This window comes from Snodgrassella sp. (assembly GCF_024103505.1).
Taxonomy (GTDB): Bacteria; Pseudomonadota; Gammaproteobacteria; order Burkholderiales; family Neisseriaceae; genus Snodgrassella; species Snodgrassella communis.
The window spans coordinates 1-12,401 of record NZ_JAGGIJ010000002.1 but is presented as its reverse complement, the minus strand read 5'-3'; the positions used below and the strand labels follow the sequence as shown (position 1 = coordinate 12,401).

Below are 12,401 nucleotides of genomic sequence, written 5' to 3'. Positions count from 1 at the left end.
CTCGGTTTATTATCCTCTCGTATTTTTAATGGAAAATCACGATATTTGGCTAGTTTATCCTATTAACAAGGTAATTCTGCCTACACTGGTAAACTGACTGCAATATCAATACCTAATGCCTCATGATTAAAGTCTTTTGATACGTTAAAATTTTTTAAGATGGTGTTTATTTTGCCTGCTGCCACATATGAAATCCATTGATAGCCATTCAGCAAACTTATTCGGGACTAATAACTTTTCTAAATCTTATGGAGGAAGACGTTTTTACGCCTTACTCTGAGATTAAGTTTTAATTAGCCATATACTCGATAAATACGTTTATAATTACATTTATAGCCGAGTTTTTGGATGCGATTAAAGCCTTAAGAAGGCTCTAGTATAAATGCTTGATAATGATAGCACTTACTACTCAAATAATCATTAAATCATCCTGTTGTAACTATCTCTTAAAATAGTACAGCATAAAAGTAAAAAATCCTCTTTATTGACCCACAGAGGATTTAAACATGAAAAAATGACTGAACATCAGAGCGCAGTTTATGTATTAGCCCTATCTATAAAGAAACCAAAACCGGTACCCCGTCAAAGAGCTCTGCCGTAAATATGGCATGGGGAATTCAACTTTCTATAAATGGCGTGACAAAATACGGTAGTATGGAAACCTCGGATATTAAATGTTTAAAGGAACTGGAAGCTGAAAATCGTAAGCTTAAGTTGATGTTTGCTGAACTGAGTTTAAAATCCCAGCTTCAGGAGAGAGAATCATAAAAAAACTCTAGTGCCTACCAAGGAGCGTAAAGCCTGGGCTGTGGAGTTACAAGAAAGTCATCCTGTTACTTTACAATAAATTGCTCTATTGGTGGTTTAAGCCACTTTGCCTACGATTATCAATTTAAGTTACCGGATGATTCAGTAATTATGTCGGTATTCAGTACTATTACTAATAGGCATCATTTACGCTGTGGCTTTCCCGAATGTTTTAATCGCATCAGAAATCTCGGCTATAAATGGAACCATAAACGGGTTTGTCAAGTATATTGTTAATTAAAGCTTAATGTCAGGGTAAAGCGTAAACAGCGTATTCCTCCACGAACCCCAAAAAGGCTATCAACACCTAGCAAACAAGATGAATGTTGGTTAATAGATTTTATGAGTGACAGCAGTTGCAATCAACGTCGGTTTAGAACCTTTAATGTCATCGATGACTTTAATCATGAGGCAGTGATATTGCAGTCAGTTTGCCAACTAGCAGGATCACGTTATCTGGATAAACTGGCTGAATATTATGGTTATCCACTCAAAATACGAGTGGATAATGGAGCGGGATTCATCGGAAATACATTCACTTATTGGGCAAAGTTACATGATATAACCATAGATTATATTCAACCAAGCCTATATCAAAACAGGTATACTGAACGATTTAATTGTACTTATCGCACAAAAGTATTGGATTTACATCTATTTAATAACTTGAAGTAAGAAATGAAAGTAATTGCAGAATAGCTAACATTTATAACACCAAAAGAACTCATGAAGCATTAAATAATATGATTCAGATTGAGTATTAAACACTAAAACAAGCAGTTTGATTTTCTACATCAATTTTGTACTATCTATGCGAATTTACACTAAAACTTCGATTGATAATGGTAAGTACAGTGGCTTAAGCCAATAACAGAAATTCCATTGAAAAAGTGATCTGTAGTATCAATGTCTAAGCTTTATGTGACTTGATTATGTACTTAAGCTTTTGATAATTTCCTCCTGAAGCTGAGATTTTAAATTTAACCCAGAAAACATATATATGCTTGAGCTTATGATTTTCAGTTTCCAATGTCTTTATGCATTCGTTACCCGAGGATTCCATCCTATCGTTTTTTCTTGCTATATATAAAGCCAAGTTACCTATATTATCGTATTTTCGGTAAAGTTTCTTAATTGCAATACTGGCTTCAGCTTTTTCTAGAATTGATACAATTTAATGTTCAGTTATTTTTGTGTTTGAATCCTCTATAGTGTGGATTAATAGAGAAAATTTCTACTTATGGAATATATATAATAGTTAAAATTTATTATTTATTTTAAAATAAATAAATATTAGTTAAGTAGAAAATTGCATTTACTTAAGCAACAAACAAAAATTCAAGCTATAGAGCTTGAATTATAATACTTCTTATTTTATTATAATCAAGCCCTATTTAAAAAATTTAGCAACCTAAAAAATATTATATTAATTAATATAATATTTTAATGATGGTGCAAATTCAATTTTGATAAACTGAATTTGCTAGATATTTTAATTTTAATTAATTTTTTTAATAAAAGGTTTTAATTCTCAAGATTGGCATATTAAATAAATAATATATTTTACAATTTTCTGAATATTTGATTTTGAAAATTCTTAAATTACAAATATATATTCTTTTAATACAATTTAGATTTACTTTTTTGTCTTGCATGTTATTAAAACTTTGGTTTGAGGCCAATAATTGAGTAAAAACGCCTGTTTTAGAAGCCATTTTCCACCAGTTCTCTGCTAAATACCTAATTACAGGTATATTTTTATGTGAACTATATATATTCCATGGTTTAACGCTTGATGTATAATGAATAATTTTAATTTGATTAATTTTATCATTATATTCTTTTATGACCTCATTAAAAAAGCTTGATTTAGTTATTGGCTTTAATCCTTCTAGCTGAGCATGCCATACATAATTCCATTCAACGGGTAACTTATAAATATAATCCTGCTTAATTACAGCGTTTAAAATACATTGATCTAGTACCCTTGGTCTACCAATATCGGCCAGTTTCTCAATACATTTTTGGGTTATATTCTCTTCTCTCCATTTATTTAAATTGATTAACAATACACCGGCATTGAATTCTGGTACACCTCTAGGTAAGCCAAGAATTTTTTCTGAATAAGATATTGCGTTATTTTTATTAAAATAAAGCTCTCGTGCATAGCATGCATCAACAGCTGCAGCAACGATATAATTATCAATATTTATTTCATATAATTTGGATATATCTGAATTAACTAATAAGTCAATATCAAGATATATAGCTTTACTAACATCTGATAAAATATCTGGTATAAAAAATCGAATATAAGTAGAGACAGTAAAATGAGCAAAAGTAACAAATAAATCTTTGTATTTTTTTACAATATTATTTATGTCAACATAACTAATTATGAAGTTTGAATAATCCTTAGAACTATTCGCTATTGAATCTTTCGTGTTATCAGATATATTTGCATCAGCAATAGTTACTTTATAATTATAGTCTGTCGATGCAGTGCAATAAATAGATTCGAGTAATACGGGTATGTATTTGGCATAATTGTCATCAGATGATAAAAATATGTTTATTGTTTGTCTATTTTGAAGTTCCATCTACTTATCCTTTATTTTTAAGTAGTTTGGTTTGATTTACAAAAACATATGAAATAATATCAAACATACAAGTTAATAGTACCAAATAAATTAAAGCTAAGATTGTATCATTAATGTCTAATGGCCTACAAGAATGATACATTTTAAATGTAACTTATATATTAGCCCTATCCTCTAAAATAGTACAGTGTGAAAGTAGAAAATTCTCTTTATTAACCCACAGAAGATTTATACATGAAAAAAATGACTGAACATCAGATCGTAGCTATTTTAAAAGAAGCTGAAGCCGGTATTCCTGTCAAAGAACTTTGCCGTAAATATGGCATCGGCAATTCGACTTTCTATAAATGGCGGGAAAAATACGGTGGTATGGAAACCTCCGATATCAAACGTTTAAAGGAGCTGGAGGCTGAAAACCGCAAGCTTAAGCAGATGTTTGCTGAGCTCAGTTTAAAATCTCAGCTTCAGGAGGAAATCATAAAAAAGCTATAGTGCCTACCAAGGCACGTAAAGCATGGGCTTTGGAGTTACAAGAAAATCATTTTGTTACTATTGCTATGAGCTGCGCTATTGTTGGCTTAAGCCGCTGTGCTTACTATTATCAGCCCAAGTTACCGGATGATTCAGTGATTAGGTCGGTACTCAGTGCGATCACCGATAAGCATTTACGCTGGGGCTTTCCCAAGTGTTTTAATCGCATCAGAAAGCTCGGCTATAAATGGAATCATAAACGTGTGTATCGGGTGTATTGTGAATTGAAGCTTAATCTCAGGGTAAAGCGTAAACAGCGTATTCCACCACGAAGCCCGGAAAGGCTATCAGTACCCAATAAACAAGGTGAATGCGGGTCAATGGATTTTATGAGTGACGGCAGTCGCAATCAACGACGCTTTAGAACTTTCAATGTGATAGATGACTTTAATCGTGAGGCGCTAGGCATTGATATTGCGGTCAGTTTACCAGCTGGCAGGATTACCCGTTATCTGGATAAACTGGCCGAATATCATGGTTATCCACTAAAAATACGAGTAGATAATGGACCGGAATTCACTGGAAACACGTTTACTAATTGGGCAAAATCACATGGTATAACTATAGATTACATCAACCCCGGCAGTCCATATCAAAACGGGTATATTGAACGATTTAATCGTACCTATCGCACGGAAATATTGGATTTATATTTATTTAATAATCTAGAACAAGCAAGAAAGGTAACCGAAGAATGGCTAACCATTTATAATACTGAAAGACCTCATGAAGCATTAAATAATATGGCACCACGTGACTATGAAATACTCATGCCTGCTGCGTAATTTTGTACTTAAATCTTGTACTAATTTTATGGTGTTTGCACAAATTAATAATATGTAAAATAGCATAAATTAAATAAAATTGACTTTTTAATAGTGATTAAATGCTTATATAAAGGAATTATATATTTAAGCATTTCTGTCTTTGATAGAAAGTGTAATTGATTCTTGATTTATTACTGGCCAATCTATAGCAAGCTCAGAATCGTTCCACTTAATGATTTCTTCAAACTCTGGTTTGTAATATTCTGTTACTTTATAAACCAAATGTGTGTTATCTTCTAATGCTATGAATCCATGCGCGAATCCAGGAGGAATCCAGAATTGAACTTGATTCGTGCCACTTATTTCTATCCCAACCCATTTTTTAAATGTTGGTGAATTTGGTCTGATATCGACTGCAACGTCCCATACTTTTCCTTGTATTACTCGGATAAGTTTACCTTGCCCATAAGGAAATTTTTGATAATGAAGACCTCTTAATACTCCTTTATTCGATAATGAATGATTATCCTGAACAAAATTTTGAGGTTTGTGGCCAAAATTTTTTAATATATGATTAAATGCATTTTGGTTGAAACTTTCCATAAACCAACCTCGCTCATCTTTATGGATTTCAGGCCTTAAAATGAGTAAATCTTTAATATATGTTTCTCTAACTTTCATTTTACATACTTTTAAATGCGTGATTATACTTTTTTATGTAATCTAGATACCACAGAACTGTCTTATATAGTCCCGTATTGAAACTTTCTTGTGGTTTCCAGTGCAGTTCTTTTGTTATTTTATTATTATTTATACCATAGCATTTATCATGTCCAGGTCGATCTTTTATATATGAAATAAGATCAACATAATTTTTTATGTTAGAAGGCTTTTTGGGAGCTAACTCTTCTAATAATTGGCATATAGTATATACTATATCAATATTTTTAATTTGGTTACCAGCACCAATGTTATAACTTTGTCCTATAGTGGCCGTGGTAAGCACTTTATATATAGCGTGCACATGATCTTCTACATATAGCCAGTCTCGTATCTGTTGCCCATTACCATATACAGGAATTGATAACCCTGATAGAGCATTGATTATGATTTTTGGTATAAATTTTTCTGGGTGTTGATAAGGTCCATAATTATTGCTACTATTTGTAATGAGAGTTGGTAAACCATAGCTTCGATTCCACGCACGTACAAGATGATCAGCACTAGCTTTACTTGCTGAATACGGAGAACTCGGTAAATATTGGCAATTTTCGCTAAATAATTTTTTTGATTCATACATATCTCCAAAAACTTCATCTGTTGAAATATGTAGAAACCGAAAAAATTTTTTTTCTGTTTTATCTAGTTTTGACCAGTACTGGTAACTCTGCTGAAGTAGTTGAAATGTGCCAATTATATTAGTTTGAATAAATTCTTCTGGATTGATTAATGACCGATCCACATGAGATTCTGCTGCTAAATGTATGATAGCATTAGGTTGAAAATTTTGAAAGATTGAAGATAGTTCATTTCGATTTACGATATCTGTTTTGGCAAAATGATAGCGTGGGCTTTTAACTATAGAATCCAGAGATTCTATATTGCTTGCATAAGTTAGTTTATCAATATTGAATACTTGATGTGGGGTATTATTAATAAGATATCTTATAACGGCCGAACCGATAAAACCGGCTCCTCCTGTAACAATGATGTTCATAATCCATTAAATATATGTGTTAGTGCTTATCAAAAAATCATCATGTAGATGAATAGTTATTTATTATATTAAACATAGTATTAATGTCAAATCCTAAATGTTTTAAATTTTATTGTTTTTTTAAATTAACAATATATAGATTAAGTCTTATTTGCATACTTGCTTTCTAAATTGTATTATTACTAATATAGATAAAGGTTTGTGATATTGTAATTGATTCAGTTTTTTCTATTGTCCAATAATTTATTTATAGTTCTCCAAGGGGGGGCAAGTCCTAAACAAATTTTTTTATTAACTTATTCTGAATCATGTATAAAACAAATGAATAAATTCATAATATTTTTGGGTTTATTATTAAAACAATATTCATTAGTAAAGTTGTCATATAATGCGAATTTAGCTAATCTAAATGGTTCGAATTAGTAAGAAAATTTAGTTAAAGTTTACTTACTGCTATTTATATTTAAGAACTTTACATCTGAATCTAAATCAAAAAATACCAATACACTCAAACTGAGAAGGCGAAAGATAAAGCATCAAAATACGACAATCGGAATGAGTGCTAGGACACTCTTTAGCAGAATGCTCTAATATCAAGCAAGGATATTCATAGTATTCATTAGTTTAACCTATGGCCTCTAACGACTTATCAAGATTTTTCACACATAAAATATTCATATATTTAGTTCCTTATCTATTCTATTAAAATTATTTGGCATAAATTTAATATATGATTGGATAAAAAGTTTATATGTTATAATATGATAAAAAAGTAATTTTATTGACGAATTACTAATGATGGGGTTAGAAAAGTTAACAGGAAAAAGATTCTGTTATTTGCTATCATGACATCTTGCTTATAGGTACATATCTAAGCTTATAATTTTAAGAATTTAATTATTAGTAATTTTAATATTAAAGTAGATTGTAATAGAAAAAATTAAAAAATAATTTTTTATTTAGAATGTTTTGTTTGGAATTTGGTGACTGTTTAGATAATTAATAATACTTTAATTAGAATTTGGTGTCGACCTCTAAAATTGAAGAATCTAGTTCAAAGTATGGATAAATTATAAGCTGGTGTCTACCGGAAAAGCGTTCATCTACTGGGCAAAATCACACGGTATAGCTATTAATTATATTAAATTAGATAGCTCATATCAAAACAGTTATATTGAACGATTTAATTATTTAATTATATATAACGCACAGAATTATTTGAGTCATACCTTTTAGCAATCTGAAAAAATAATGAGTGTAACTAAGGAAGGGCTAACGATTGATAACACTAAAAGACCCTATAAGGCATTAAATAACATGATTCTATTTAAATATTTAAAAGGGTGATATACAACATAATAATATATGATGTTTGTGCATAAGTTATTGTAAAATTAGTACATTGATTGAGAAATATATGTACGTTATTGTAAAAATGCATTATACTATTTGTTATTATTTTTATTTGGTTGATTATTATGAAATTTATTTCTCCTCCTGCAAAAATTAAAACGATATTATTGGTTGTTTTAGGATCATTGTCCGCTTATAGTTTGGCTGCTACTACTTGCACTGACTGGAATGGGTGTGATATCGGGGCGGGTACAGCTTTGGGCAGTGATGTGAAGATTGCTGCTGGGCAATATCAGAATGCGGTGCCTACTCCTGCAGAATTTCAAGAAGGCTGGGATAGTTCTTTGTTTAAAATTGGCAATGATTTTAATGCACAAAATCCCCTTCCTATTAAAGCCGAATTTACTCCGGGAACAAATATTATATTGGATCTGTCTTTTTTAGAGAGGCCAGGTTATGAAAAGGATAAGGAAGAACGTGTTGGTTTTACAGGTGTTGGCATTGGATCATCCGCGGGAGGAGAAGACCCTATTGAGGTTATTATTCCCAAAGGAGTGCAGTTTACGCTAAAAGGAGGCCCGAAAGAATCTGATAATAATATTACTGGTATCGGATTAGATGAGGGGCATGTTGATTCTCAGGCTGACTTTATTATTAATGCACCTGTTTCTGAGGCTTATGATGTTTATGGGGGGATACTAGATGCACATGACCATAAAATAACTTTAGGTAAAGACAGCTATCTTTCTAGTGCGGGTCAAGTTCAATTTAAGGGTACATTGAATCTGGATCGTGTGGATATTCAGGGGAGTGGTGAGTGGAATGTGGGCGTAGATTCATTTGAACAGGGGAAGGCGAATATCAGGAATACTTCAATCAATCTAAGCCATAAGAATAGTGTTGGCTTTGTGATTGATAGTGGCGGTAAGATCAATGTAGATAATAGTACGATTAATGCTGGTTATGGTATTAGTGTAATTAGCAGTCAAGGCTTTGAAGACGATGTAAGAGATAAAAACGTTTTTAATATTAAAGATAGTAGTTTGATTGCCAGAGATGCTTTGGTGGGTGTAAATGATCATCGTAATTTTAATGATGATAGTGTTGAGGATGATGCTCTGGCGGATGCTGGTGTTGCAGCGCAAGAACCACTGGTATTAACAGCAGATCATTCTGAACTTGCAGGACGGACATATGTGGAGTTACGTCCGGCGCCAAAATTAATATTTAATCTGAAGAATGGTTCTTCCTGGCTGATTAATGGCAATAGTGAGCTGGATGAGCTGAATATTCACGATTCTAGTATTTCTTTTAGTAAAGGTGGTCAATTTAAAACGCTGACGATTCATGGTGATCTGAGTGGCAGTAATGGTTTGTTTAATCTGAATTCTAGTCTGGCTGATCAGCAGGCGGATAAGATTGTGATTGAAGGTAAGGTACATGGAGAGCATAAGATCAGTGTAGCTGATAGCCGTAAACGACCAAAAACGCCGAATGGAAAAATAACGCTGGTAGAATCCAATGGTGGTGATGGCTCATTTAGTATGGTGCAAGATTATGTAGATGCGGGTAAATACCGTTATTTCTTCCATCAGGACGGTGATAATAAATGGGTTTTAAGCAATGATAAGGGCGCAGTGTCTTCTGGTGGTGCCCATGGATCTGATTATGAAATCAGTGATTTTGCCAATTCTTTGATCAGTATGCGTCAGGCTGCCAATCAGTTTGTGTATCAGCTACAGGAACCGTTGAATGCGCGCCTCGCTAGTCTGAAATCGCAGCCTCGGGGTAGTAATAATAATTTGTGGCTGGACAGTAATTATGCTCATGATCATTTTGATAGTACGGGCACCAGTGATGGTCTGGCTACGGCAGGCTTCAAGCAGAAGTCTTATAGTTTGCAATTAGGTTATGATCATGTTTTGCCATTGGGTGATGGTGAGAATAATCAGACGTATCTGGGTGCTTTTGTGGGACAGGGGCATTCAAGTGTGGATTTTAATGGCAATTATAAAGACGGTAATCTGAAAGCGGTAACTACTGGTATTTATGCTGGTTGGCAGAATGCCGGCGGTTGGTTCGCAGATGCGGCTTACCGATACAGTCATTTGAAAACGTCTGCCAGTAAGATGGATAATGCGACATGGCACGCGAATAGTCTGAGTGCTCAGTTAGGCAAGGATTTCAGTCTGGCTGATAAGTGGGTGGTTACGCCGAAGTTCGGGATGACGGTTGGACGCTTATCTGGCGATGAGTATACCAACAGTACTACTTTTTATCGCAGTAAGCTGGGAGCCGCAGTTAAAACTTCATTTGCTTTGAATAAGGTAAGTTTGAATCCTTATGTAGGTGCATATTGGCTGCATGATAAAAGTGGTCTGGGTCATGCTGTTGTTGATGATGAAAATCTGCGTATTGCCGGTGCGGGTAACAGTGGTTTGTATGAAGCTGGTCTGGGGGTGGATTTTGATCACAATAATCATGCTGATTTTAAGCTTAATTATGCCAATGGTCAGAAAACTGAACAGAAATTCGGCATTAATCTGAATTACCGTTATTCATGGTAAAAGTAGATTTGGTTTTATGTATTGCGCCAGCCTTGCTGGCGCATTTTTATTGTGCCAGATAAATCTGTATTTTTGGTTGCTGCTGTAATACAGCTCGGATGGGCATTTGATCTGTATCGTTGCCGGCTAATGCCTGCTGAAATACTTGTTGCTGTTTTTTTCCTACTAGCTGGAGATATAGGTGACGACTATTGAGAATAACCGGTAGGGTTAATGAAATACGCTTATGCGGGGCAGTGAGAGGCTGCATATCAATAACCATTCTGTTGGAATGCATATCCAGTCCTTTGCTGAGGTTTTCTGCATGAGGGAACAGTGATGCTGTGTGGCCATCTTCACCCATTCCTAATACCAGTACATCTATTGGTAAGGGCAGGGCTTGCTGTAATCGGGTGTGGATTTCATCGATGCTGTCGCCGGGGGTATCGGCTATGGTTTTCAGGCTGATGAAATGAGCATTTTTGGCCTGATTCTGCAATAAGTGCGTACGCATTAGACGTTCGTTGCTGTCTTCATGCTCTTTGTCTACCCAACGTTCATCTACTAGGGTGATATGGATTTTTTCCCATGGCAGGGTTGTGTGGCTTAATATCTGGAGCAATTCTATAACAGCAGGCCCTCCGGAAAGTGCCAGTGATGCTTGAGCGCGCTGGGCAATGGCTTGTTGCAGGTTGTTGCTGATGGCGGCAGCAAGTGCGGTGTTCATTGCTGTGCGGGTTGGGTATTCATGGGGCTGATACATGGTGATTTCCTCTGTTTGTTGCAATGTATTTTTACGCAGAAGGTGGCAAGCAGTCATGATGGCTTGTATTCGGTATTTTCTGTTTGTGTTTTAAAGTTTGTTTTGGGGAGTTTAAGTTGGTTTAATTATTCTCGGGTACTGAGTTAATATGTTTTTAACGGGGTAATTGTTGTTAAATAATTCAATATATTTGGTATTTCTGGTTGTGTGGTTAAGTGGTAAAAGGCCAAATCCTTGCTGATGGATTTGACCTTGATGGTGTGTGTTTGCTTGGTTACCAGTTAACTTTCAATCCCACAGAACCGCTTAGCGGTGCTTTTATTCGTGCATTACCGCCGTTGGACCAGGTGTGACCGATTTCGCTGTACATTTTTATTCTCTCATTAATGTTATAGGTGGCACCTATAGCCAGTTCTGTACTGGTGTGTGCAGCACCGGAATGCAATGTTGTTGCTGCGATATTGGTGCTGTAGGTGGTTTGGTCTGCACCATCAGGTGAGTAGAACACGTTAACACGGATATAAGGATGCAAGATTCCTTGGTTAAGTTGATAGTTGCCTTGTATGCGGCCACCTAGTCTGAACAGCCACGCGTTATTATGATTGTGGCTGACGCTGGTGCGTCCGCTGATGTCGGTGTTGTTTAGATTTAGCCACTGATGCACTATTTGTGCTTGTGGTTCTATTTCCCAGTTGCTGTTGCTGAGGGTGAATGGTTTTCCTGTTTCGATTGATGCGGTGAAACCATGGCCTTTCTGGGTGCTGTTGTGATTACCATTGGGTTTGATGTCGACATGATGATGTGCGCCTTGTAGGACGATATCAAGATAGGCTCCGTTGGCGTAAACATAATTACTATAGGCTCCGAGGAAGTAGGATTTTGATGTGTTTTTGCCTACTTTGCCATATATGCCGCTGGCAAAGCCATCAACATTCATATCACTGTAGATATAACCTAGATAACCGCCGATTCGCCAGCCTTGATTGTGCCAGATATCGCTGCCCAGTTGTACGCCGGCATAGTTGCCGGTGGAATGAGCATCAGGAGTGCCGTCTTGCCGCATATCGGTTCGACCGGAAATGATGTGTCCCCAGCTCATGCGTTCATCTGCTGTTGGTGTGATGCCAATTCTTTGGTGCATATTGCTCAGCATGATGATATCGGTTTGCCGGAGTTGCGCAGCAACAGCAGCATACAGAGGAACCTCTTTGCGGTAAGTAGGTTTCGGTTTTGATGAATGATGACCATTTTCTGGGTTATTCGGGTTATTCGGGTTATTCGGGTTATTCGGGTTATTCGGGTTATTCGGGTTATTCG

Annotated in this window: 9 protein-coding genes; 4 read left to right on the top strand and 5 right to left on the bottom strand. The window is 35.2% G+C overall.

All coding sequences use genetic code 11. The annotated features are described in order from the left end of the window. Nucleotides 1–603 precede the first annotated feature (603 nt). A complete protein-coding gene (locus tag J6578_RS02830; RefSeq protein ID WP_287953870.1) occupies nucleotides 604–768 on the top strand; it encodes a hypothetical protein in 165 nt (54 codons plus the stop codon). Nucleotides 769–1,080: 312 nt separating this feature from the next. Further along, on the top strand, nucleotides 1,081–1,482 hold the full coding sequence (locus J6578_RS10285; protein ID WP_353846651.1) for a DDE-type integrase/transposase/recombinase: 402 nt from the start codon (nucleotides 1,081–1,083) through the stop codon (nucleotides 1,480–1,482). Between the two features lie 836 nt (nucleotides 1,483–2,318). Here the strand turns inward: J6578_RS10285 and J6578_RS02825 are convergent. Then, nucleotides 2,319–3,407, bottom strand: coding sequence for a glycosyltransferase family 8 protein (locus J6578_RS02825; RefSeq protein WP_287953869.1), 1,089 nt, complete (start codon nucleotides 3,405–3,407; stop codon nucleotides 2,319–2,321). Nucleotides 3,408–3,641: 234 nt separating this feature from the next. Here J6578_RS02825 and J6578_RS02820 point away from each other — a divergent pair. Continuing rightward, a protein-coding gene (locus J6578_RS02820) for an IS3 family transposase (protein WP_502957985.1) occupies nucleotides 3,642–4,723 on the top strand; the annotation gives its coding sequence in 2 pieces (ribosomal slippage) (nucleotides 3,642–3,885 and nucleotides 3,885–4,723; 1,083 coding nt in all). Nucleotides 4,724–4,849: 126 nt separating this feature from the next. Here the strand turns inward: J6578_RS02820 and rfbC are convergent. Both rfbC and rfbB read right to left on the bottom strand, forming a co-directional pair. Beyond that, nucleotides 4,850–5,386, bottom strand: coding sequence for a dTDP-4-dehydrorhamnose 3,5-epimerase (gene rfbC, locus J6578_RS02815; protein WP_287953868.1), 537 nt, complete (start codon nucleotides 5,384–5,386; stop codon nucleotides 4,850–4,852). A 1-nt stretch (nucleotide 5,387) separates the two neighbouring features. Then, nucleotides 5,388–6,422: a dTDP-glucose 4,6-dehydratase gene (gene rfbB, locus J6578_RS02810; protein WP_287953867.1), complete on the bottom strand. Its 1,035-nt coding sequence runs from the start codon at nucleotides 6,420–6,422 to the stop codon at nucleotides 5,388–5,390. Nucleotides 6,423–7,900: 1,478 nt separating this feature from the next. Between rfbB and J6578_RS02805 the strand changes: the two genes are divergently transcribed. Then, nucleotides 7,901–10,342 (top strand): autotransporter outer membrane beta-barrel domain-containing protein, encoded by a 2,442-nt coding sequence (locus tag J6578_RS02805; RefSeq protein ID WP_287953866.1) that lies wholly within the window; start codon nucleotides 7,901–7,903, stop codon nucleotides 10,340–10,342. 46 nt (nucleotides 10,343–10,388) lie between these two features. Here J6578_RS02805 and pgl read toward each other — a convergent pair whose 3' ends face one another. Together pgl and J6578_RS02795 are read right to left on the bottom strand one after the other, a co-directional pair. After that, the gene (gene pgl, locus J6578_RS02800) at nucleotides 10,389–11,084 is read right to left on the bottom strand and encodes a 6-phosphogluconolactonase (protein WP_100101375.1); all 696 of its coding nucleotides are present in this window, start codon (nucleotides 11,082–11,084) and stop codon (nucleotides 10,389–10,391) included. Nucleotides 11,085–11,358: 274 nt separating this feature from the next. Continuing rightward, on the bottom strand, nucleotides 11,359–12,401 hold a 1,043-nt coding region (locus tag J6578_RS02795; RefSeq protein ID WP_287953865.1), incomplete at its 5' end, for an autotransporter outer membrane beta-barrel domain-containing protein.